21 protein-coding genes and 4 pseudogenes are annotated in these 20,099 nt (G+C 67.9%); 11 read left to right on the top strand and 14 right to left on the bottom strand.

All coding sequences use genetic code 11. The annotated features are described in order from the left end of the window. The first annotated feature begins 10 nt into the window (after positions 1-10). Both HEB94_RS50000 and HEB94_RS01175 read left to right on the top strand, forming a co-directional pair. Positions 11-142: a TetR family transcriptional regulator gene (locus HEB94_RS50000; protein ID WP_238361378.1), complete on the top strand. Its 132-nt coding sequence runs from the start codon at positions 11-13 to the stop codon at positions 140-142. 51 nt (positions 143-193) lie between these two features. Then, positions 194-535 (top strand): SbtR family transcriptional regulator, encoded by a 342-nt coding sequence (locus HEB94_RS01175; protein ID WP_238361377.1) that lies wholly within the window; start codon positions 194-196, stop codon positions 533-535. Between the two features lie 186 nt (positions 536-721). Here the strand turns inward: HEB94_RS01175 and HEB94_RS54140 are convergent. Further along, positions 722-829 (bottom strand): annotated as a pseudogene (locus HEB94_RS54140) (DnaB-like helicase C-terminal domain-containing protein); the annotation flags it as partial. A gap of 512 nt (positions 830-1,341) precedes the next feature. Here HEB94_RS54140 and HEB94_RS54135 point away from each other — a divergent pair. From HEB94_RS54135 to HEB94_RS53225, 3 genes and pseudogenes are all read left to right on the top strand, one after another. Continuing rightward, positions 1,342-1,785: pseudogene (locus HEB94_RS54135) on the top strand (AfsR/SARP family transcriptional regulator); the annotation flags it as partial. Then, positions 1,728-2,171, top strand: a pseudogene (locus tag HEB94_RS54130) (ABC transporter substrate-binding protein); the annotation flags it as partial. The pseudogenes HEB94_RS54135 and HEB94_RS54130, both read left to right, overlap by 58 nt. A gap of 391 nt (positions 2,172-2,562) precedes the next feature. Beyond that, positions 2,563-2,727: a hypothetical protein gene (locus HEB94_RS53225; RefSeq protein ID WP_337918594.1), complete on the top strand. Its 165-nt coding sequence runs from the start codon at positions 2,563-2,565 to the stop codon at positions 2,725-2,727. 148 nt (positions 2,728-2,875) lie between these two features. Here the strand turns inward: HEB94_RS53225 and HEB94_RS01160 are convergent, their stop codons facing one another. Genes HEB94_RS01160 through HEB94_RS01150 form a run of 3 tightly spaced genes read right to left on the bottom strand, consistent with a single transcriptional unit; the run spans position 2,876 to position 4,698 of the window. Continuing rightward, the gene (locus tag HEB94_RS01160; protein WP_192748238.1) at positions 2,876-3,295 is read right to left on the bottom strand and encodes a hypothetical protein; all 420 of its coding nucleotides are present in this window, start codon (positions 3,293-3,295) and stop codon (positions 2,876-2,878) included. A 33-nt stretch (positions 3,296-3,328) separates the two neighbouring features. Next, positions 3,329-3,988: a hypothetical protein gene (locus HEB94_RS01155; RefSeq protein WP_192748237.1), complete on the bottom strand. Its 660-nt coding sequence runs from the start codon at positions 3,986-3,988 to the stop codon at positions 3,329-3,331. A 38-nt stretch (positions 3,989-4,026) separates the two neighbouring features. Beyond that, the gene (locus HEB94_RS01150; RefSeq protein WP_202896039.1) at positions 4,027-4,698 is read right to left on the bottom strand and encodes a TetR/AcrR family transcriptional regulator; all 672 of its coding nucleotides are present in this window, start codon (positions 4,696-4,698) and stop codon (positions 4,027-4,029) included. A gap of 105 nt (positions 4,699-4,803) precedes the next feature. Here HEB94_RS01150 and HEB94_RS01145 point away from each other — a divergent pair, with 105 nt between their 5' ends. Further along, positions 4,804-5,784, top strand: a complete 981-nt coding sequence (locus tag HEB94_RS01145) for an alpha/beta hydrolase (RefSeq protein ID WP_202896038.1) — start codon at positions 4,804-4,806, stop codon at positions 5,782-5,784. Between the two features lie 176 nt (positions 5,785-5,960). Here HEB94_RS01145 and HEB94_RS01140 read toward each other — a convergent pair whose 3' ends face one another. The 4 genes from HEB94_RS01140 to HEB94_RS01125 all read right to left on the bottom strand — a co-directional run bounded on the left by HEB94_RS01140 (position 5,961) and on the right by HEB94_RS01125 (position 11,478). Continuing rightward, positions 5,961-8,714: an alkaline phosphatase family protein gene (locus HEB94_RS01140; protein ID WP_192748236.1), complete on the bottom strand. Its 2,754-nt coding sequence runs from the start codon at positions 8,712-8,714 to the stop codon at positions 5,961-5,963. Positions 8,715-9,617: 903 nt separating this feature from the next. Continuing rightward, on the bottom strand, positions 9,618-10,106 hold the full coding sequence (locus HEB94_RS01135; protein ID WP_192748235.1) for a DUF2127 domain-containing protein: 489 nt from the start codon (positions 10,104-10,106) through the stop codon (positions 9,618-9,620). Continuing rightward, a complete protein-coding gene (locus HEB94_RS01130; RefSeq protein ID WP_192748234.1) occupies positions 10,103-11,107 on the bottom strand; it encodes a M48 family metalloprotease in 1,005 nt (334 codons plus the stop codon). The genes HEB94_RS01135 and HEB94_RS01130 overlap by 4 nt, the downstream gene beginning before the upstream one ends. Further along, positions 11,104-11,478: a BlaI/MecI/CopY family transcriptional regulator gene (locus tag HEB94_RS01125; protein ID WP_192748233.1), complete on the bottom strand. Its 375-nt coding sequence runs from the start codon at positions 11,476-11,478 to the stop codon at positions 11,104-11,106. The genes HEB94_RS01130 and HEB94_RS01125 overlap by 4 nt, the downstream gene beginning before the upstream one ends. A 44-nt stretch (positions 11,479-11,522) precedes the next feature. Between HEB94_RS01125 and HEB94_RS01120 the strand changes: the two genes are divergently transcribed. Next, positions 11,523-12,146 (top strand): phosphatase PAP2 family protein, encoded by a 624-nt coding sequence (locus HEB94_RS01120; RefSeq protein ID WP_202896037.1) that lies wholly within the window; start codon positions 11,523-11,525, stop codon positions 12,144-12,146. Here HEB94_RS01120 and HEB94_RS01115 read toward each other — a convergent pair. The 3 genes from HEB94_RS01115 to HEB94_RS01105 all read right to left on the bottom strand — a co-directional run bounded on the left by HEB94_RS01115 (position 12,143) and on the right by HEB94_RS01105 (position 13,751). Beyond that, positions 12,143-12,547, bottom strand: a complete 405-nt coding sequence (locus HEB94_RS01115) for a hypothetical protein (protein WP_192748232.1) — start codon at positions 12,545-12,547, stop codon at positions 12,143-12,145. The genes HEB94_RS01120 and HEB94_RS01115 overlap by 4 nt on opposite strands. Positions 12,548-12,617: 70 nt before the next feature. Continuing rightward, positions 12,618-13,118 (bottom strand): YkvA family protein, encoded by a 501-nt coding sequence (locus HEB94_RS01110; protein ID WP_337917431.1) that lies wholly within the window; start codon positions 13,116-13,118, stop codon positions 12,618-12,620. A 36-nt stretch (positions 13,119-13,154) separates the two neighbouring features. Then, a complete protein-coding gene (locus HEB94_RS01105; protein ID WP_192748231.1) occupies positions 13,155-13,751 on the bottom strand; it encodes a Chromate resistance protein ChrB in 597 nt (198 codons plus the stop codon). 66 nt (positions 13,752-13,817) lie between these two features. Between HEB94_RS01105 and HEB94_RS01100 the strand changes: the two genes are divergently transcribed. Continuing rightward, positions 13,818-14,030 carry a hypothetical protein gene (locus HEB94_RS01100; RefSeq protein ID WP_192748230.1) on the top strand — a complete coding sequence of 71 codons (213 nt, stop codon included), beginning with the start codon at positions 13,818-13,820 and terminating at the stop codon, positions 14,028-14,030. A gap of 15 nt (positions 14,031-14,045) precedes the next feature. Here HEB94_RS01100 and HEB94_RS01095 read toward each other — a convergent pair whose 3' ends face one another. Beyond that, a complete protein-coding gene (locus HEB94_RS01095) occupies positions 14,046-14,504 on the bottom strand; it encodes a winged helix-turn-helix transcriptional regulator (RefSeq protein ID WP_238361375.1) in 459 nt (152 codons plus the stop codon). 85 nt (positions 14,505-14,589) lie between these two features. Between HEB94_RS01095 and HEB94_RS01090 the strand changes: the two genes are divergently transcribed. After that, positions 14,590-15,765, top strand: a complete 1,176-nt coding sequence (locus HEB94_RS01090; RefSeq protein ID WP_192748228.1) for an MFS transporter — start codon at positions 14,590-14,592, stop codon at positions 15,763-15,765. Between the two features lie 263 nt (positions 15,766-16,028). Then, positions 16,029-16,901 carry a hypothetical protein gene (locus tag HEB94_RS01085; protein WP_192748227.1) on the top strand — a complete coding sequence of 291 codons (873 nt, stop codon included), beginning with the start codon at positions 16,029-16,031 and terminating at the stop codon, positions 16,899-16,901. An 18-nt stretch (positions 16,902-16,919) separates the two neighbouring features. On the opposite strand, the gene HEB94_RS01080 is transcribed toward HEB94_RS01085, so the two are convergent. After that, positions 16,920-17,483, bottom strand: coding sequence for a hypothetical protein (locus tag HEB94_RS01080; RefSeq protein ID WP_192748226.1), 564 nt, complete (start codon positions 17,481-17,483; stop codon positions 16,920-16,922). Between the two features lie 288 nt (positions 17,484-17,771). Continuing rightward, positions 17,772-18,602, bottom strand: a complete 831-nt coding sequence (locus HEB94_RS01075; protein WP_192748225.1) for a hypothetical protein — start codon at positions 18,600-18,602, stop codon at positions 17,772-17,774. 250 nt (positions 18,603-18,852) lie between these two features. Here HEB94_RS01075 and HEB94_RS01070 point away from each other — a divergent pair. Then, positions 18,853-20,054: pseudogene (locus HEB94_RS01070) on the top strand (IS110 family RNA-guided transposase). Positions 20,055-20,099: the final 45 nt, after the last annotated feature.

The raw sequence follows: 20,099 nt of genomic DNA, 5'->3' as shown, positions 1-20,099 counted from the left end.
GCGTCGCCCGATGCGCGCGGACGCGCGTCGAAACCGCGAACGGCTCCTCGCGGAGGCCGCAGCCCTCTTCTCCGAACGCGGCACGGAAGCGTCGCTGGAGGACATCGCTCGGCGTGCGGGCCTGGCGATCGGCACGCTCTAAGGTCACTTCCCAACCCGGCACGCGCTCCTCGAGGCTCTGATGTGCGAACGCATGCGGTCATTGACCACCGCCGGACGTGAACTGCTCGATCATGCGTCGCCGCAGGAAGCTCTGATCATCTGGGTGCGGGCGGCGGTGGAGCACACGACCGACTATCGAGGTCTGGCGACGTCGCTGCTGCATGGAATCGACGACGAGGACTCCGCGCTGCACGCTGGGTGCCAGGAGGTCACGGCGGCCGGACAAGGACTCCTGGCCCGCGCCCAGGAGTCCGGGCTGGTGCGCGACGACGCCACCGCCTTGGATCTCTTCACCCTCGTCAACGCGCTCGCGTGGGCCGGCGAACAGACCTCTCCTCGGCAGGGTGAGCGACTGCTGCGCTTCGCTTCATGATGGACGGCCTGCGCCCGTCGCCGAGAAAGTAGAGGGCGGACCGGTGGACCGGTGTCGAGTTGCGGCGATATCTGCCGCGGGTGCTGCGTAAGGGAAACAACACAGGACCCGGAGGGTCAAGCCGCGCTCGTCATGTTGCGGAACGTCGACCGGTGCAGGGCCGCTGCGACCGAGGCGGCCCCCGGCCGGTCCCGAGCGGTCCTTGGCCACGGTCAGGTCGGCCTCACCGGGATGGTCCTCGGCGTTGTAGTAGTCATCTCGGTGCAGCAGGATCACGACGTCGGCGTCCTGCTCGGTGATCGGTTCGATCGCGGTCATGCGGTCGGGCTCCATTCAGCGGTCGTGGGGGCGCAGGCAGGGCAACGCACAAGGTCACCGTTCTCGTCGTCGACCCACATCTGGCCGTGGCAGTACTCGCAGGCGGAGGCGGATGTCCGGCACGCTGCTTACCCTGGGATCCCGACCACATCCCTCTTCGGTCAGCCGATCCTGGTCGGTCATCATTTCGCAGCGGCGGGCAGAGCAGGACGCGGAGCAGATCCGTTCACATATCGATGCCAGCATCGAGCACTAGGAGCGCGCCGAGCGGGCGCCGGCGACGGCCACGACGGCGGCCGCGGCGTCTGGGGCTCGGCATAACCCGGTGACGGTGGCCAGCCGGATCGAGCGGCTTGGGGCTGAGGTTCGGCGGGCGAGCGGGGCAGTGACTATCCCGTGATTGCCGAGCGGATCTTGCGCTTCCTGCGGGCGTGATGTTCCGGCCCTCCACAGTGTGTCGGCTGGTGTGATGCTGGCACAGTGACCGTATGCGCGTCGCGATGCTAGGACCGCTGCAGGTGAGGGCCGACGACTGTCTGGTCGAGCTTGGCGGTGCCCGGCTGCGCGCGTTGACGATCCGGTTGGCGCTGGACGCCGGGCGCCCGGTGCCGCCGCAGGCCCTGGTGCGGGCCCTGTGGCCGGAGCGCTCGCCGGCGAATCCGAGTGCGGCGCTGTATTCGGCGGTTTCCCGGTTGAGGCAGGCGCTGCCCGACGGCACCGCTCTGCGCTTCGAGGGCGGCGCATATCTGCTGGAGGTTCGGCCCGACGACGTGGACGTCCATCGGTTCGAGCGGTTGGCGTCGCAGGGGCGACGCGCACTGCGTGCTGGCGAGGCTGGTCTCGCCGGACGACGGTTGCGGGAAGCGCTGGCGTTGTGGCGCGGGCCGGCGCTGGCGGAGGTGTCGGAGGTGCCGTACGCCGCCGCGGTCGTGGTCCGGTTGGAGGAGCTACGGCTCGCCGCCGTCGAGGACCGGGTGGAGGCCGATTCAACCGCGAGGAGGCCCGCAAGTCCATCTACTTCAACACCGGCGAGACCACAACGGGCACGCTCAGCCCCAAAGGGCCCACGTTCCAGATCGACGACCAGGGCCGTCAGATCTACCGGCAGTGGCGCGACTCCTACATCGCACATGATCCGTCGACGGCGAAGGCGATGCTGGACGAGATCGGCGTCGTCGACAAGGACGGCGACGGGTACCGAGAGCTGCTCAGCGGCGGGAAGCTCGTCGTGCGGATCGACTACCCGGCCGACGCCAGCACCGAGCACGTCCAGAAGAACGACCTACTCAGGCGCGACTGGGAGGCCGTCGGGATCAAGGTCCAGATCAACCCGCTCCCACCGGCCACCTACCCCGATCAGTGGAGGAGAGGCGAACTGATGAGTCAGCCCGCCTGGGAGGTCGGCGACAACGCGCCCCTCGTCTACCCGGGATGGGTGATCCCGGGCGAGCCGGCGCACTGGGCGCCGCTGCACGGTCAGGCGTTCATGCTCAAGGCCCGGGACCCGGAAGCGATGGAGAAGGAAAAGGCCGTCGACCCGTGGAAGCGGCGCCCGCCGTGGCTGCTCCCGGAAGACGGGCGACACGATCGACCGGCTGTGGAGCCTGTACAGCCGGGCGCAGGTCGAGGTCGACGAGCTGAAGCGTACGAAGCTCTTCTGGGACGTCTTCAAGATCCACATCGGGGAGGGCCCGTTCCTGATGGGCTGCGTGGCGAACTATCCGACCGTCCTCCTGGGCCGCGACGATCTCAGGAACGTACCAAGGCGAGAGAACCTCGCCCTCGGCGGATGGACCAACCCGTGGCACCACCCCACCCCCGCGGTCTACGACCCGGAGACCTTCTTCTGGCAGGACCCCAGCCAGCACGACTGAACGCGAGAACTGACGGAGACGCCGTCGCTCACCCCGTGGCCTCGTCCAGTATCGCGTGGTAGCCGAGGTCGTGCACGTAGAGGCCGGCGCCGTGTCCGCGGTCGCAGCCCAGGAGGACTCGGTCGACGTTCATGGGTGCGTCGTCTGGTCAGGACGACGACGTCAGCCAGTCGATGTCGAGATCGACGAAGGTGTCGTTCACCGGGTCGATGCCGTACTTCTGGCCGGGCTCGTTGTAGATCTTGAGCTTGTGGAACTTCCCGGGCTTCATGACCCCGACGATCATTGAGCCGTAGCTGCCCACCTCGGTGACCAGCGCGCCGACGGTGACGCCGGTCGCGACGCCGTTCAAAACCGCGATGACCTGCTGCGCAATCCGTGCCGGCGCCGTGTACGCCGGAACCATGCCCGCTACGAAGAGTGCGAACAACGCCCCCGCCGTCCCCCAGTCAAAGCTGCTCATCATCGACTGGATCTCACGGATGTTCTCGAGAGTGTCTTCGAGGGCACTGACGACCTGGCGTGCTTCGGTGCCCGCCTGGACGACCTCGAGCTGGAAGCCTGCCACCCAGGCGTCGAAGGCGTCGCGAGCATGATCGTCTCAGACCGATCGGGGCAGCACACCTTCTTCAAGGCTCGCCTGCGAGTAGGAAAGGACCACGACCATCTCGAGTTCGGTGGCGACCGAGTGCCATGCGGACTGGACCTCGGAGATCTCCTGGTCGTCCGGGAGGACGCCCAACCACAGTGACACAGAGGCCATGGTGGTGAACGTCGGGCCGCTGATCATGAGTCGGCCGAAGGAGGACTTCAGCGCCGCCGGGACCTGCCACGTCGGAAGGAGGTGCAGCGCGGTCCCCATCGCGCGGAGGCCGAAACCCCCGGTCGGGGCGGGTTCGGTGACGCTGGCAACTGGTCTCCCGACCCTGACCTGCCGGACCTTCGTGAGGTCGATGGTGTTCGCGGCCTCGGTGACCGACATCCGATAGGCCACCTCGGTCATGCCCGCGATCAGTTCCTCGAGCCTCCTCAGTCCGTCCTCGAGGTTCTGGACCTGACTGTCGCGCGCGAGCCGGTACTGCGACGCCAGCAGCGCGGATGCGGCATAGCCGAACGCGTGTGAACCGAGGGTGGTGTACTCCTTCGCGTACTGGACCGCTGCCTTGAAGCGCGGATAGTCCCTGCCGGCGATCTTGCGTGCCGCCTGCTCGATCTGTGCCCGGTCCTGCTTCTTGTCACCCGACAACTCGGCCCCGCTCATGAGTTTCCACGATCGAACGTGTGCCCACCGTATCGACCTCACGGAGGGTCTTGTCCGTCAGGGGATCTGGGCCTCGATGTGGGCGAGGTGGGCCGTGAGGATCTCTTCGAACGCGGCGCGGCGGTCGGCGCCGAGGGGGTGGACGTCGCGGGCGAAGTGGGCCAGGGCGGGGAAGCGTTCGGGTCGGCGCCCAGGACCGCGACGCGAAACTGCTCCATGCCCTGCTCGTACTCCTCGGGGGTAACGGTGCTGACACCGGCGTCGGAGACGATCAGCGCGGCGAGGAGGACCACGATCCGGTGGTAGCGCACCGAGATCTCCTCCTCGTGCAGGCCCGACGCGCGCAGGGCCTGCAGCAGGTGCTCCATGACCAGCCGGGATCCGGTGCCGCCTGACGCATAGCGTCCCCAGATCGCGGCGAGTTGAGGTTGCTCGCCGAAGACCTCCCGAAGGCGCATGGCCAGGCCGGTGATCCGCTGCTTCCAGTCGCCCTCGGGGCGGTAGCCGTCCATGGCGGCCAGCAGGATCCGGTCGGCGACCGCGCGCAGGAGTTCGGTCTTGTTGCGGAAGTGCCGGTAGAGGCTGGAGGAGTCGGTTCCCAGCGCCGCGGCGAGCTTGCGCACGCTGAACGACTCGGCGTCGCTCGTGCGCAGCAGCTCCGCCGCCGCGTCCAGGATCTCCTCGGTCGACCAGCGCCTTCTGCCTGCCATCTCGCCCCTCTCAACGGACTCAGCCGAACCTATGCACTTGCCGTTGCACGCACCGCGCGCGTAATGGGGACGTCGAGTTTGCCCGTCGAGGAAGGACACGAATACATGAGCGAGGCCACTGCCGCGACGCGGCCACAGGAGCCGGACTCGCAGGCGCTAACGGCTGAGGAACTGATCGCCTACCGCGACGCGGAGAATCGCTTCCGAGCCACCAAAGCGGCGCGGGCGCTCACCGGAGAGCCGGACCCCGGCGCCGCGATCGACTGGCAGGGGATCGCGCTGCCCGCCCGCAACCTCCCGGTCCGGGTGTACCGGCCAGCACCGACGGGAGACGACGAAGCCGCCCCCCGAACCGACCTGCCGCTCGTCGTCCATGTCCACGGCGGCAGCTTCGTAGGCACAGCGGTGCAGTGCGACTGGACCAACAGTCACCTCGCCGCCCGACTGCCCGCGCTCGTCGTCTCGGTCGAGCACCGCCTCCTCGCCCCCGACAGCCCACTCGCGAACGCCGCCGACGACGGCTGGGACGTGCTCGACCACCTGCTGCGGCACGCCGCGCAGTGGGGCGTCGACCCGGCGCGCACGGCCGTCTTCGGCGAGAGCTTCGGGGCGCTGGTCAGCGCCCTGACGGCCATCCGCGCCAGGGAGGCCGGCCTGGAGCTCAAGGCGCAGGTGCTGGTCAACCCCGCAGTCGACGTGACCGAGACGATGTTCGACTACGCCTCGGTCGCCGAGTACGCATACAGCCCGACCCGCGCTCTGCCGCAACTGCGGCTCTTCCAGCGGCTCGCCGTCCCGCCGGGAACCGACGCCGGCGCGTTCTCGCCGCTGTACGCCGACAACCTGAGCGGGCTCGCCCCGGCGCTCGTGGTGGTGCCCACCCAGGACGCGGTCGCCGATCACGGCCGCCGCTACACCGAACGGCTGCGCGCGGCCGGGACGCCCGTGCGGCTTTCCGAATACCCGGGCGCGAAGCACGCGTTCCTCGCCATGCCCGGTGTGGAACCACAGGCCCGAGGCCGCCCGTGCGGAGGTCCTCGCATTCCTCCGCACGGCGCTTGCCAGGTGACGGCGCTTGCCAGGTGACGGAGGAGCGATGCACTCCACCCTTGAGGCATTCAGCCCCGCAGTCGCAACCTGGCCACCCTCGACCTGTACGTGACCGCGGCCGTCGCCGAACTCCTGGATCAGGCCCGGTTTGTACGGACGGCCCGCCGGAGATTCCGGCGGGCCGTCGTGTCGGTTGTAGGTGTGTCCTGAGATCAGCCGTCGGTGTCCGGTGCCGGCATGTACCGTCCCGGCACCTGCTCCGGCGTCAGGATCTTCTTGTCACCGGGGTAGGGCTTCGTCCAGTCGTGCGCTTCGTACCATGAGAAGCGGTTCATCTGGTCGGGGTTGGCCCAGTCGGCCCTGGCGAGGGGTCCGGTGAGCCGTTGGTGCTTCTTCCAGGCGTCCCACTTCGCCGCGGTCGCCTTCATGGCCGTCGGCACCGTCCCCGACGGTACGGGCGCGGCGTTCAGGTTCTGCGGAGCCGGGGTGTCCGGGCCACAGCTGGGCTGAGTCGCGAGACCGAGCGTCAGCGAGGTCCGGTTCGGCAGCGCCTTGTAGGGGCGGTAGTCGGGCTTGGTGGTGAAGGCCGACGCCATAGGGGTGGCGGCGGTGTCCTTCTGGTTCATCGGCTTGATCCCGAGGATCTGCTCGATGGTGCGGATCATCGTGATCTGGGTGTAGTAGTGGCTGTCGACGTTGCCGTGGTTGGCCCAGGGGCTGATGACCTGGATCGGGCCACGGTGGCCGTCGATGTGGTCGGTGCCGGCCTGGGTGTCGTCCTCGACCACGAAGATCGCGGAGTCTCTCCAGTACCTGCTGTGGGAGATGACGTCGATGACCTGGCCGACGGCGAGGTCGTTGTCCGCGACCTGAGCCGGACCGCTCGGCGGACCACCGGTGTGGTTGTCGCCCAGCCGTATCAGGTTCAGGTTCGCCGGGCCGTTCTTCTCGAAGTCGCGTTTGAAGATCTCGGCCCGATAGATGTCCGGGATGCTGAGGTCGTACTGCGGATAGTCCGTCACCGACACCTTGTTCAGCGACGGGATCGACGACCCCGACACCATCGGGTAGGCGGTGCCTGCGCCGGTGGCCCGCATGTTCTTGGTGTCGCAGTACAGGTTCTGCCAACTCGCACCAGACGGCTTGCGCAGGTTCGAGTGGTACTCGCCGTAGTCCTTGACCGTCTGGCCCGCCGACTGCGCACCGGTCCAGATGAAGCCCGACTTCTGGCGACCCAGGGCGTCGTCGGAGGTGCCGTAGCTGCGCAGGTACTCACCGGCGCTGGACTCGGTGTACTCCGGGTCGTCGGCCTGCATCAGCCAGTTGTGACCCTCGGCGGAGTTCGTGCCGACGTCGTAGGTGTTGTCGTAGAGCCCGAACTGCTTGGCCAGCGCGTGCTGGTTCGGCGTCACGTTCTCGCCGTACTGGAGCTTCGACGGGTCACTGTTGCCGCGTGAGTCGTCGCCGAATACCTGGTCGTAGGTCCGGTTCTCCTTGACGATCAGGAAGACGTGCTTGATCGTCGAGGGGTCACCGAGCTTCTTCGGGACCGGCACGGCCCGCTTGGAGCTGCTGGTGGATTCCTTGAACGGGTTGTTGTCCCAGCCGTTCTGCTCGAAGACCACCTTGGTCTGGGCCTTGATGGTGTTGTCGTCGGGCAGGGTGAACCGCTGCAGGCTCGACGTCGTGTCGTGCGTGCCGTGGCCGGCGGGGTCCGCCTTACGACGGGCGTCGATACCACGGGTGTTGGAGACCAGCACGTCGTTGCCGACGGTGGTGATCTCCGCGGGGAAGTAGTCCGTCGGGAGCAGGCCGACGTAGCTGACCGGCTCCAGCGGGGACGTGTACTTGTAGACGGCGACCGCGTTGGCGCGGCCGAGCGTCACCAGCAGGTGACCGTCGTCGGTCAGCGTCACCGCGTTCGGCTGGTAGCCCACCGAGGCCTCCGGCCACGGCTGCGTGGCGACGGTCTGCACGACGGCGCCGCCCGCGGTGTCGATGACTGACACGGTGTCGCTGTTGGTGTTGGTGACGAAGACCGCGCCGTTCTTGGCGTACAGAGCGGTGGGGTGCAGACCCACGTCGATGCTGGTCGGGGTGGCATCCGGGGTCGCCAGGTCGATGACGCTGACCGTACCGGTCGTGGTCGCGCCGGTCTCGGCGTTGGCCGGCACCTCGGTGCCGTAGGAGTTGAGTGTGGTCTCGCCGGGCTTGGCCTGGCGGCCGCCCTCGTTGCTGACGTAGAGCTTGTTCCCGACCATGACCATGTCACGGGGGGCGATACCAACGGCCCAGCTCTGCTCGATGGCGCCGGTCGCGGTGTTGATGGCGACCACGCGGTTCTGGCCGTTGACCGCGGAGTACACGGTCTTGCCGTCGGGGGAGAACACAGCCTCGGCCACCAGCGCGTGCTTGGCCCCGTCCGCCGCAATCTTGATCGACGTCGGGTTCGCGACGCTGCCGTCCGCGTTCACGGTCAGCTTGGTGTAACCGTCGGTCTGGCCCAGCCACAGCTGCGAACCATCAGGGGAGTACGTCGGACCTTCCTGGCCCACGTCGTTACCGCCCAGGCGCGGGGTCGAGGACGCCGCGTTGCTGACGTACTGCTGGACCTTCCAGTCCTTCAGATCCACGATCGCAAGCGCCGAGCCACCATCGGTGACCGACGCCGCGACGTGGGTGCCGTCCGGGCTGAGGGAGGACGACATGATCTTGCCGTTGTTGATGACCAGACGCTCACCGATGGGCTTGACGTACTGGTCGCTGGAGACGACCAGGCCCTTGTCGGTCTCCTCACCGACATGCTGCGTACCGAACGCGTCGGTCGAGGCGTAGGAGATTCCCCCGCCGGCGACGGCCAGAGTAGCGGTGCCGGCCGCCACCAGGCGGACTCGGCTTCCGGTGCGTCCACCGAAGAGTCCGAACTGGACCTTCGGGGCGCGCCGGCGCTGACGTGTGACTTGCATCAATCATCCCTTCCGGGAAGAGGCGAGCAGATCGACGTTCCCGTCGAACTGCCACAGAGGGTTCGGTGCGTCCCCGTACGGGGTCCGCACCTGGAAGTAGCCGTTCACCCGCCGAAGGACTTCGCGATGCCACGGGCTTGGACCGCGGGAGTTCTGTCCATGTCGATCCCCTTTATGCCTTGGCGGGCAAAAAGGAACGTAGAGAGAGCGGATGGCGCTGAAGACGCGAGCAGTCGAACGTTCGGCAAATGCCGTTCGACCGCGGTGAACTCACCTGCACAACAACGTGACGCGTCGGCGACCAGAAACGGTCATAGGCCGGAGCCAGCCGGCTGTCCGCCGATTCCAATTGGGCATGGCGGGGGCCATCGGAACGTGTGCCTGGGCATAGAAATGCGTCCGGCCGACGACGAACCGCCCCTGTTATCCACTGGCGGCAAACATCGCTATCCACTGGCGGCAAACATCGCGCGATCATCCGTCGAGCGCAGCCAGACGGTGTAACGCCACCAGGCAACCACATCGACCCGACGAGCCAAACCGACCTCGACAAGACCGGTTGAGCCGAAACCTGCGCTGATCACTCAGCCGCGCCATGCCTAGATTGCGACCTGTCCGGTTCCGGGCTCCGCGTGACCATATCGACTCGGGCGCCGTTAACTCATTCGGGCACTTGTCGGCTCGGTTCTCGGCTGCTGACGGGGATGCCGGTGCCGACATCCGGATTCCGCTGCCGGCGTTCGACTCACCCTCCTGGGCCGGTGAGATTCTTGTGGACGATGCCAACGATCGGATCTACATCACCGGGAGCGAGGGCACGAGCGACCTCGTAGTCACCGACACCACACCGCACTTGGCGGCCCACGCGCCACGACGCTGCGGGCCATCCGCGATGGGCAGTGGTCACCGCCTTCGATCCGCCACGGGTCCTCTGCGGTATTCGCGCCAGGTCAACCATGCGATGGCCGCGTCGAAGACGGTCAGTGCGGCGAGTCCGACCGTGGGGGCGAACACCATGCGGTAGAGCTGGTAGACGATGAACGCGATGAGGACGCCGATCATCCAGGGATAGGCCCAGCGCTTGCCCCGCAGCAGTGCCGCTACGAGGACGACCTTGACGATCCCGTGGACCAGCAGGTAGGCGACGGCGAGGTGCACTGTCGAGGTCCTCATCGCAGCCGCCATGTGCAGAAGGTGGGTGGCGACCAGGTCGTGTGGGTCCTCGGAGATCTCGTGCTGGGTCATGGCGATGACGAGGTGGTTGATGGTCGTTGGTGCCGCCAGGAGGAGGAGCACGCCCCCGACGAGTTCGAGGAGGCCGTCAAGTCCCTTGAGGATGATCCCAACTTCGAACGTCCGATCGAGCCAGTCGTGTGGCTTGAACGTCGTCACGGTCGCACCGCCCCTCCCGGCTGGCTCGTCGGGATGTGAGGGTGCTCACTCACCAGTCGGGTGCCATGGGTGCCGAACCTGTCATGGGCGGAGGATGCGCCGGCACTCTCGAACAGATGCTCACCCTGCCGTTCGACGGTGACACTCCCAGCCGAGACCAACATCAACAAGGATGCAAGGACAGCAAGTCCCCTCCGCAGGTGGAAGACGGGCGGGTGAAGCAGCGACTGGACCCGGCTGGGCACATCACCGCCTGTGGCCGCAGTCGTCCCGGCCGCGGCGTGCGCCTTGTAGGAGGAGCGTGCGAGGGCGGCGCGGCCCAGGGCGCGGGCAACCAGTGGCCGGTCACCCAGTTCGGCCGCCGCGTCCTCGTCGGCCCACCGCTCCGTCGTGAGGCGCACCGCCCGGGCAGTTGGAGTGAGGAGAGGGTTGGCGTCCGCGGTCAGGTCCATGATCAGGATCCACCAACTGTGCCGGTGCCCCAGGTGGGATCGCTCGTGCGCCAGGAGCGCCGACCTTTCATCGGCGCTCAGACGCCGCATCATCCCTCGTGTGACGACGATTCGCCCGCCGGCACCGGGGGTCGTGAAGGCGTCCGGGATGTCTGTGTCCAGCACGACCAGCGCGGCGGTCGTGGGGAGTTCGCGTTCCGCGCGTCGCACGGCTCGCAGTGCCTGGATCGTTCGCGTCACACGTGGGAGCGCCCAGGCACCGGTCGCGGCAAGGACGACGAGAGCGCCGATCGCCGGTCCGCGCCCGATCGGTGTCTGCACGTGCAGAGCCCGCGGCGACCATGGACCCAGCTCGGCGACTTCCGGTTGCTGCCCCACCCAGGTGAACGCGGAGACTGCCAGCACGAACCATCCAGCCAGTGTCATGATCGCGCTGGCTGGCACCAGCAGTTTGATCGCCAGCGCGGGGTGCAGGCTGCGAGCCAGCCGGGGCGCACATCCGGCGAATGAGCCGACACAGGCAAGCACCAAGAGCACGGCGTCAGTCACGATGCGTCGTCCTCGCCGGTCGGGCCTAGTAACCGGGTCAACAGTGCCTCGTCCTCGGTGGACAGGCTTCCGACGAAGCGGGTGAGCACGGCGGCTCGGTTCTGGTCATGATCCAGTAGCTGCCTCATCTGGAACGCCGTCACCGCCGCCGGCTCTTGGACGGCGCGGTAGGCGTATGCCCTCCCAACGAGTTCACGGGTGACCTCACCCTTACGAAACAGCCGGCTCAGCACGGTCGTGATCGTGTTGTATGCCAAGGCGTCACCCAACTCCTCGCGCACCTCGGCGGGGGTCATCGGGGCGTCAACGCTGGCAAGGACTGCCAGGATCTCCTGCTCGAGGTCACCGTGCCGACGTCGCGGGACAGCCATATGCCCTCCTGAACCTACAAAAAATGTAGTAGTAGCCTACTACGATGATTGTAGGTGGTCGGATGGCCGTCGACGAGTCCCTGTTCGAAAAGATCAACCACATAGCCGTGGTCACCCCGTGGCTACATGGCGTCGTCTCCGGCTATGCCAACTTCGCCCCGGTCCTTTTCGGGCTACTGCTGCTCGCCGGCTGGTGGACCGCCCGACGCGCCGGTCCTCCAGAACGGGTAGCGGCCGCGGTCCTGGCCGGCGTCTCCACACTGACCGCGGTCGCCCTCAACCAACCCATCGTCACATCGATCCACGAGCCTCGCCCGTACACGACGCACCCCGGCATCCTCGTCCTGGCACACCGCAGCGCCGACTTCTCCTTCCCGTCCGACCATGCGGTCATGGCCGGCGCGGTGATGGCCGGAGTGTGGATGGTCTCCCGCCGACTCGGCATCCTCGCCGGCATCGCCGCACTCAGCCTCGCCTTCGCGCGGGTCTACATCGCCGCGCACTATCCACATGACGTCGCCGCCGGTCTCCTCCTCGGAGCCGCCGTCACGATCATCGTCAACCTGGTCTTTCGCCGGTCCGCCACCAATCTGGTCCAGGCAGCAAGCAAGACACGATTGCGACCACTCCTACTAGCCGCAGCTACCTCAGGTGGCGGTCGGCACTAGCTCGGGAGCGCCACGAGATGCGAGGTCTGACGTAGCGACATCCTGCCGAGCCGGTTGCACTCGTGCGACTGATCCGTGAAGTGCTCGAGGTAGGCCTTGCCGTTGCACCGGGTTCGGCGGCGTCGCAGCTGCGCCCAGAACTGTTCCAGGACGCGAGCGCTGACCTTCGCGAGCCGGTCGTCGCCAGACTCGACCACGGGCTGGACTGGGTGCATCGACTCGGTGAGGTGGCTGTCCTTTCCGGTCAGCGCGTCCCGCTCGGCGTGGACGAGTACCCGAAACGAGTTGCCGCGCCGGCGGACGGAGCTGCGCGTACGCCACCCACTGCGCGCCTTCGCCGGCCTGGCCGCCAACACAACCATTGACAACAGATCGGTGACCCAAGCCGCCAATCGCGGCATGTGCCCTAGTCGGGTGACGGCGGGCCGCCTGGGGATCGAACCCGTGCACCAGTCCGCGCAAAGCCGCGCCTCATGCGTCGAGATCGGGCCGGGAAGCCTGCACGCCACTGTCGTTGGCGCCGCTGGGGTGAGAGCTGGCGGCGTCGCCGTCGGATGGGACGTGTCTGTGGTTCAGACGGGTGAGTCGGGTGAGGGCGGTGAAGCCGTCGGGCGTGCCGGGCCAGTGTCGGTGAACGGCGTCCAGACCGGCGTGGCGCACGACGGAGCGTAGGACGAGGGTGACGATGATGGCGTCATCGGCGTAGCCGAGGATGGGAATGAAGTCGGGGATCAGGTCGATGGGGATGGCCAGGTAGACCATGAGGAGGGCCAGCCGGATTCGCGCACCGCGGGGCAGGGTGTTGTCGGCGGCGAGGCGCCGCAGCAGTCGGAGCAGGTCGGGCAGCAGCCGGAGCGCTTCCTTGAGGAGCGGGCCGGATGGTTTGGCCGTCCACATCGCGGCGACGAGTAGGAGCCAGCACACCAGGACCGCTGCCACGATTCCGATGACGATCTCCAGCCACGTCGGCACGATGTCCTCCTGGATTCCTGGGCTTGCTCGCGGCTTCTAGTCGTCGTTGTTGATGGCGTGAAGGTGGGCGGGTGGGTTGCCGACCGGTTCACTGGTCTCGGTGGCGAGGGCCGCGGCTTCGAAGCGGGCCAGGGCTTGCCGGCATCGCTCGACTGCGGCCTGGGCGGCGGTGCCGCTGTCGGCGTGGAAGTAGTCGCGGGCGGCGATCTTGGCCAGCCACTTGTCGAACCGCTCGAGGTCGGCTTCGGATTCTTCGACCTCGGCATAGGTCGTCCGGCCGCGGGCGGTCTCGTGTTCCAGTTCTGCCAGGAACTCTGGGGCGCGTTCGACGACCTCGGCGTACTCGGTGTCGCGGTCGGCGCGTTGCTGCTCGATCAGCCGTGTCAACTCACTGTCGTCGCTCACCCTGATGTGCAGTACGCGGGCTTGGCCGCCCTGGTCACGCACCCGGGCAGCGAGCCGGGCGATGGTCTTGGCGACCGGTGGTCGGTCGGGCAGCAGGCACACCGACTGCTGCAGGTAGACCGCGCCGAGCTTGCGCAGGGTGCGCCAGACGTGAACCCGCAGCGACCCGGCCGACCCGGTGGACACCGTGATCAGCAGCCAGTCTCGCTCCGACCCATCCACGCTCATGTTACGTACGTTACATTAACCTGATACGTTGAAAGCACAGATGGTCGACTGGCTAGGAGTTCCTCGATGTGGAGCGATCTCGACCAGAGCCTCGAACTTCTCGGGGCGCTCATCGGCGGCATCGTCCTGCTGATAATCGTGTTGCCGCGACTGGAGGACGATCTCACCGACCGGTCTGCCCCTGCGCGCCACTCATCGGACGCGCAGACACGCCGCCTCCCCGCCTGGCGGCCCCCGTACCGCGACGCGCGCTCCCGCAAGGGCGGCGACCGAGACTGACCAGCCAACCTCGGGTCAGCGAACCTTTCGCACCGAGGTCGTGTCGAGGTCGGCGGGGTTGCCGCCTGAGCTGATCGGCCGAAGCTCCGCAAGCGGGAGATCGCGCTCGTCGACGAGGACGGAGTGGGCCTCGTCGGGGGCGAAGGCATGGCGTTCGCCCCACTGGCGCAGGGCGACGATGACGGTGAACAGGTCGCGCCCGGCGGGGGTGAGTGTGTAGATCTGCCGCCTGCCTGACGGTGCGGTCTGCCGGTCGAGGATGCCGCGCTCGACCAGCCGGCGGAGCCGGTCGGTGAGGATGTTGCGGGCGATGTCGGTGCTGTGCTGGAAGTCGGTGAACGCTCGCGCGCCGTCCATGGCGTCGCGGACGATGAGCAGGCTCCAACGGTCACCGACGAGGTCGAGGGTTCGCCCCACCGGGCAGGTCGGGTCGGTCCAGGTCACATCCTCGGCACTGATCGCGGCCTGAGTCATCACGCCTCCCGAAGAGTTGCTGATTGAAACCATTCTTGCCTACCCTCGAATCAGTTGCAAACTGCTACTGATTCGAGGAGGGCGGATGGGCCTGACCCACGGCCGGAGGACGCTGTTCGCCGCGGTCTGCGCGGTCGCCGTCGCGAGCATCTACGCCGCGCAGCCGGTTCTCGCCCAGATCGGCAGCGATCTGGGCGTGGACGCTCGCCTGGGATGGATCGTCGCTGCCGGGCAGCTCGGCTACCTGGCAGGGCTGGCCGTTCTCGTCCCGTTGGGCGACATGGTCGATCGGCGCAAGCTCATCGCGGGGCACCTTCTGCTGACCGCGGTGGGGGCGGTGCTCGCCGCGACCGCCACTCAGACCTGGGCGCTGCTTGTCGGGCTGGTGGTCGCGGGCCTGTTCGCGGTCGTCGTGCAGACCACGGTCGCCTACGCCGCTGCCCTGTCCACACCCGGGGAACGTGGACGCAACCTCGGCGTGGTGACCTCCGGCGTCGTCATCGGCATCCTCGGAGCACGTGTCGCGGCCGGCGCACTCGCCACGATGTGGGGCTGGCGCAGCGTGTACCTCGCGCTCGCCGTGCTCCTGGTGACACTGGCGTGCCTCGTCCTGACAGCCCTGCCGCCGGACCCGCGCGCCGACCCCGCCACGTATCGAGGGGTGCTGAGGTCGCTGGGCGGACTGTTCCGCGAGCGCCTGTTCCTCTCGCGCGGGCTGATCGCGTTCTTCCTGTTCGCCTCCTTCGGCACGCTGTGGAGCGGCCTGGCGCTGCCCCTGGCGGCCGCCCCGTGGCATCTGAGCACGGCGCAGATCGGCCTGTTCGGTCTTGCCGGACTGGCCGGTGCTCTCGGCGCCGCCCGGGCGGGACGCTGGGCCGACACCGGATTCGCGAGGGCCGTGACCGGCGGAGCGCTCGTCCTCCTCGCCACCTCATGGCTGGCCATCGGGCAGGCGTCGTGGTCGCTGTGGCTCGTCGTCATCGGCGTGGTCGTGCTCGGCTTCGCGGTCCAGGCCGTGCACGTGAGCAACCAACACCTGCTCACCATGGCCCACCCGCACCGCACCAGCAGCGTCATCGGCGGCTACATGGTCTTCTACTCCCTCGGCTCCGCCATCGGCGCGACCACCACGACCGCCGTGTTCGCCGGCTCCGGATGGGCCGGCTCCAGCATCCTCGGCGCAGCCTTCGCCGCCTGTGCACTCGCGGTCTGGGCGGCAAGCCGTCGCGCGGCGACCCTTCCCCACCTGTCTCCAACGTGACGACCACACGCGGACCCGGGGCGTGCTCAGCGATCCATGCCAAGGCATCGGCGAAGGCGTCGTCGTCGTCGTTGGCGATGGTCCGGGCCAGGCGGGTGGGCTGCGTCTGAGTCCCGCCAATCGAGCACGCGGCGACCATCTGAGCATGACGCCGTGACCGCCGCCCCTTCGGCCGCCTTTCGAGGAGGTACGCGGACGGTCTAACCTGCTGGCCCGTGCGTTTCCGCAGGAAATCAGTCAGTATCGCGGTAGGTGACCGTGCCTTGGAAGATCTCCACGTCCGGGCAGCTACCCAGCGTGGCCGAGCGATCGCGGCGGAGCTGCGCGACTGGCTGCTGGTGAAGTCGGTGATGCAGCCCGGGGAGCGACCGCGTGCGCGAGTTGCGGTGCGCTTCCCGCACGAGGGGAACGCCGCGGGCTTCGCCTTCGTCACCGACCGGCGGGTCATCTTCGAGGCCCGCGAGCGCGTGACTGCGGTGGCGCTCGCGTACGTCGTCTTCGCGGGCCGGCCGATCGAGCCCAGCCTCGGCGACTTCGTCGTCACGGCGAGGACGGCCGGCGGGCCCGCGGGCGGTGAGCTCACCACGACGATGCGGATCCGTGACGCGGAGGCGTTCCACGACTTCTTCCCCACGCTGTTGGACGCGGCTCGGACCGCGGGCGCCCTGCCCGAGGTCGACACGAGCTGGGGAGGCGAGGTGCCGCGACCACCCGTGCCACGCAGGGCCGAGACCGTCGAGCCGCTGCCGACCGAGGTGGTCGACCGTGCGCTCGCAACGTTCATGGAGGATGACGAGCGGATCGCGTTCGCCGCCGAGCTGGTATGTCGTGCCGGTGGCGAGGTCACAGTGCTGGTTACTCAGCGGCGTCTCGTGGTCGTCGAGAGCCGGCTGATCTGGGCAACCCCGCTCGAGCGTACGAAGGTGGCCGAGGGCGGGAGTGTCCTCGAGGTGGTCCTGTTGGCCGAGATTGTCACTGACTCTCTGGTGCTCGGTGGGGGTCTCGCGTCCGTTGATCCCGGCGAGCGGCGGTTGACGCTGCGGTCGGACGCCGACCCGGCCGCCGGCGTACGCCTCCACGCGGATCTGCGTGCGGGTGGCGCCGGCCTGCTCGAGGCGTGGCCGGCAGCCGAGTGAGCGTCGTCGGTGTGGTGTTCAGTCCTGCGGGTTGAAGAAGAAGCCGAGTGCGAGCGACCAGGCGAGGTGCCACACGTAGACGCCGAGGACGAGGTCCCAGCCGAGGTTGTGTGACATGAAGCCCGCGTGCAGATCCGGGAACTGCGTCGGGATCCACCACAGGCAGCTCAGCGTTGCCAGGACCATACCCATGGCGACTCCACGGCCGACGTTGCGCGCGGTCGTCAGCGTCTTACCTAGCCGCGGGAAGATCAGCAGCGCGTAGCCGAGCGCGAACACGATGCCGTTGAAGGTGTGGAAGATGTGCCCCTCGAACCACTGCGGCGTAGCGGCGGCGGTGGGCATGAGGATGGAGCCGTTGAAGGAGGCGAAGTCCAACTTCGGCAGGCCGATGCCGGGCAGCCAGTAGCCGATCATGTCGGCGATGTGGAGGGCCGCGAAGCCCGCCACGAGTCCGCCGATGAGTCGGTGCTTGTTGACGTACTGGGGCCAGTGAAGTCCGGCCGTCTGGTGCTGGACCACCGGCAGCGCCTCGTCGGCCACCGGTAGCTGCCGGGCGACCAGGTCCTCGCGGGTTGCCATGTGGCCGATCTTGTGGCGCTGGTGCCTCGAAATGATGATCTCCTTCGTCGCCCCAGGGTCGGACGTCCCTCCCGCTCGCGCCGCCGACCCCGAGTGGTGAGGGGGTATTATGTCCGGTCTTGGGAAGTCCATCGCGCTCGGCCACGCAAACTCCGTCGCCATCGACGGCGCGGCCGACCGCAACACCACCCACCAAGATGCGCTCTGGCGCACCGGGCGACGCAGAACCGTCGCGCATGCAGGAGATGCATGAGGCAATCACGCGCCGTGTCTCACTTAGAACCCGGATCAGCCGGTGAGAGTGCGTCGCCTGAGGCGACAGCCGGGTCGACGGGAATGGTTGACGACGTCCCTTACCGTCCAGACGAAGCGAGGGCTGACCCACGCCTGGGAGGGCTTGTTGAGTGCCCAGCCACCGCCGAGGGTGACGGACGCGTGGACAGGGGCCCCCTTCTGGTCGTGCCACACCAACACCGTTCCAGGGTCCTCGTCACGGCCACCGGGGCGGGTGTGGGTGCTGAGCCACTCCGCGAACGGTTCCTGCCGCATCCACTCCCGCGCCGCACCGGGCACGCCCGCGGCGGCCATCACGGTGCCGAAGCAGTTGGGACCGGAGCCCTCCGGCACAGTGCCCGCGAGGTCGCGGGCGTGGGGTAGGACAGCCGCCGCCTGACGCCAGACCCGAGCGGGCACCTCTCGGTGCCGGCTCGAGACCACACCGCACTCGATCAGCCTGATGATGGGCTCGAGCCCGGCCAGTTTCACCAGGGTGGGCCACCAGACGAACCGATGGCCGTCGGCCTGGGCGCGTGCCCGATCCCGTACCGCGACCGGCGCCATGCGTACCACCCCAACCGATTCGTGGACGCCAAGTTGGCCACGTACCAGGCGCGTCCTCAGCCCCTTGTCGAGCCCGTGGAAGTCGGCCTCGGTCAACCAGACCCGAGGGCGATGGTCGTAGATCCAGAACGAGTCACGAACCTCGCCACTGGTCGGTGAAACGACGGCGGTGGGAAGAGCCGCACGGTCGTGCGGCGGCAGGCCGTCGACGACGAACGGTTGCGCCCGTGGCGCGAACCAACCTGGCCACCGCTCAGGAGCCCACGAAGGTACAGCCATGCCCGCGACCCGCCGAGAACGTCCCACCCGCACGACCTTAGCCTCGATCCGTAAGTTCTTGGTTGGCCCGGGAGGGCTGGGTGTGGCTGAGCCTTGATCGCCCTTGATGGCTCCCATGGATTGGCCGCCCGGCTCCTCCTGGGGCGCCTTGACTGCTGATTGAGATGCGCGTTCTGGTCGCTGTTTACGGATCTGTCGGCGGGGAGTCCTTCGGGCCACGGCAATGTTCGTGTGCTCGAAGGAGAAGTTGATGAAGAAGCGGATCCCGTTCGGCTGGGTGGGCGTCGATGTCGGCAAGGGTCATCACTGGGTCTGTCTGATCGACGAAAACGGGGCGACCGTCTGGTCGGCGAGGGTCATCAACGACGAGGCTGCGATCCTCGACGCGGTTGGCAGCGTGCTCGCTCGGGCTGAGGAGGTCGTGTGGGGAGTCGACGTCACCGGGACCATGTCGGGGCTCCTGCTGGCACTGTTGGCGGCGCACGGTCAGCGCGGCAGGTACGTGCCTGGTCGAACCGTGAACCAGATGGCGGGCGCCTACCGGGGCGAGGCGAAGACCGATGCCCGCGATGCGTACGTCATCGCTGAGACGCTTCGACACCGTAGCGATCTGCAGGAGGTGGAGGTCTCCACTTCGCTGGTGAGCGAGCTGCGGTTGTTGGTGACTCACCGCACCGACCTGGTCGGCGACAGGGTCCGCATGGTCAACCGGCTCCGCGACGTGCTCAGCGGCTACTTCCCTGCCCTGGAACGGTCCTTGGCTACGCCCACAGCCGCGGCGCGCTGGCTCTGCTGACCGGCTACCAGACCCCCGAGGCGATTCGCCGTCTCGGGCAGTCGCGGCTGCGGGCATGGCTGGTCAAGCGCAACGTCCGCAGCGCTGACCAGATCGCAGCCGCTGCCCTGGCCGCGGCCAAGGCCCAGCAGACCGTTGTGCCCGGGCAAGACGTCGCGGCCAGCATCGTGGCCGACCTCGCCGTCCAGATCCTGGCGATCGGCGCTCGGATCTCCGATCTCGACGCTCGCATCACCACCACCTTCCGCGCGCACCCTCAGGCCGAGATCATCGAGTCCCTCCCCGGCATGGGCCCGATCCTGGGCGCCGAGCTCATCACCGCAGCCGGGGACCTGAGCGGCTACGCCAACGCCGGCCGGCTCGCCTCAGCTGCCGGGCTCGTCCCCGTCCCGCGTGACTCCGGACGACGCACCGGGAACCTGCACCGGCCGATGCGCTACTCACGCAAGCTGCGCAGAGTGTTCTACCTCTACGCCTCCGCGGCCATGATGCGCGAGGGACCCAACCGCGCCTACTACCTCAAGAAGCGTGGACAGGGACTCAAACACACCCAAGCACTCATCGCGTTGGCCCGACGCCGCGTCGACGTCCTGTGGGCTCTACTCCGCGACAACCGGCTCTTCGAACTCGACACGCCTGCAGCTCGAACGGCTTGACAACTTCATTGAGAATCCGTGGACGGGTAGCTGATCGTCGGCGGG

The sequence above is a fragment of the Actinopolymorpha pittospori genome, assembly GCF_014873875.1.
GTDB lineage: Bacteria > Actinomycetota > Actinomycetes > Propionibacteriales > Actinopolymorphaceae > Actinopolymorpha > Actinopolymorpha pittospori.
This window is presented reverse-complemented; position numbering and strand designations above follow the sequence as displayed.

What these genes read in the sequence shown, in the direction of transcription:
- HEB94_RS50000 (WP_238361378.1), top strand. Translation starts at nt 11, where the DNA reads ATGCGCGCGGACGCGCGTCGAAACCGCGAACGGCTCCTCGCGGAGGCC.
- HEB94_RS01175 (WP_238361377.1), top strand. Translation starts at nt 194, where the DNA reads ATGCGGTCATTGACCACCGCCGGACGTGAACTGCTCGATCATGCGTCG.
- HEB94_RS01155 (WP_192748237.1), bottom strand. Translation starts at nt 3,988, where the DNA reads ATGAGCGGGGCCGAGTTGTCGGGTGACAAGAAGCAGGACCGGGCACAG.
- HEB94_RS01150 (WP_202896039.1), bottom strand. Translation starts at nt 4,698, where the DNA reads ATGGCAGGCAGAAGGCGCTGGTCGACCGAGGAGATCCTGGACGCGGCG.
- HEB94_RS01145 (WP_202896038.1), top strand. Translation starts at nt 4,804, where the DNA reads ATGAGCGAGGCCACTGCCGCGACGCGGCCACAGGAGCCGGACTCGCAG.
- HEB94_RS01140 (WP_192748236.1), bottom strand. Translation starts at nt 8,714, where the DNA reads ATGCAAGTCACACGTCAGCGCCGGCGCGCCCCGAAGGTCCAGTTCGGA.
- HEB94_RS01125 (WP_192748233.1), bottom strand. Translation starts at nt 11,478, where the DNA reads ATGGCTGTCCCGCGACGTCGGCACGGTGACCTCGAGCAGGAGATCCTG.
- HEB94_RS01120 (WP_202896037.1), top strand. Translation starts at nt 11,523, where the DNA reads ATGATTGTAGGTGGTCGGATGGCCGTCGACGAGTCCCTGTTCGAAAAG.
- HEB94_RS01115 (WP_192748232.1), bottom strand. Translation starts at nt 12,547, where the DNA reads ATGCCGCGATTGGCGGCTTGGGTCACCGATCTGTTGTCAATGGTTGTG.
- HEB94_RS01105 (WP_192748231.1), bottom strand. Translation starts at nt 13,751, where the DNA reads ATGAGCGTGGATGGGTCGGAGCGAGACTGGCTGCTGATCACGGTGTCC.
- HEB94_RS01100 (WP_192748230.1), top strand. Translation starts at nt 13,818, where the DNA reads ATGTGGAGCGATCTCGACCAGAGCCTCGAACTTCTCGGGGCGCTCATC.
- HEB94_RS01095 (WP_238361375.1), bottom strand. Translation starts at nt 14,504, where the DNA reads ATGACTCAGGCCGCGATCAGTGCCGAGGATGTGACCTGGACCGACCCG.
- HEB94_RS01090 (WP_192748228.1), top strand. Translation starts at nt 14,590, where the DNA reads ATGGGCCTGACCCACGGCCGGAGGACGCTGTTCGCCGCGGTCTGCGCG.
- HEB94_RS01080 (WP_192748226.1), bottom strand. Translation starts at nt 17,483, where the DNA reads ATGGCAACCCGCGAGGACCTGGTCGCCCGGCAGCTACCGGTGGCCGAC.
- HEB94_RS01075 (WP_192748225.1), bottom strand. Translation starts at nt 18,602, where the DNA reads ATGGCTGTACCTTCGTGGGCTCCTGAGCGGTGGCCAGGTTGGTTCGCG.